Source organism: Bartonella sp. AD328YNZD (genome assembly GCF_042196425.1).
In genome coordinates this window covers 1-543 of the sequence record NZ_JBHIQG010000863.1, presented here as the reverse complement: position 1 = coordinate 543, position 543 = coordinate 1, and the positions used below count along the sequence as shown (strand labels likewise).

Sequence of the window (543 nt, the reverse complement as noted above, 5' to 3'; positions counted from 1 at the left end):
CAATGGGAAGAGAAGTCGAAAGCAGCAGCAATGATGTTTTTCCATTTGGTTATGGTGGTAGTATCGGCACCAAAAAAACGCATAACGGCTTCAAAGGCACGCCCCCAAGCCCGAGATACCCCCTGTGCAAAACCTTTGACAAAAGAAGAGAAACGGTCCCAGTATTTCCACAAAGCAAAACCAGCAGCAAGGACGACCGCCACAACAGCAGCAACGACAGCCCCTATTGGAGTAAAAACAGCTCCCACAACAGAGGCAATACCTGCCCCAACCACTTCGATCACTGTCCCAATCCAACCAAAAGAGGCAGAAAATGCACTTCCTGAGATCATAACTCCGCGAAATGCAGCAACCAGCAGAGTCATGGATAGCAAGAAGAAAAATTGTACAGCATCACAAAACATCAATTGTTTGAATGCTATAAATAAAAAATTGATCAAAACAAAAAACTCTTCTTATGAAAAAGAAAAGAGTTGCCCATGAGTAGATATTATAAACTCTAACAAAGGGCATAACTTGATAATTATACCGCAACAAACTAAT

At 42.2% G+C, this 543-nt stretch carries 1 pseudogene; it reads right to left on the bottom strand.

From position 1 onward, the window contains the following. Positions 1–440: pseudogene (locus tag ACFIO3_RS15470) on the bottom strand (hypothetical protein); the annotation flags it as partial. Positions 441–543: the final 103 nt, after the last annotated feature.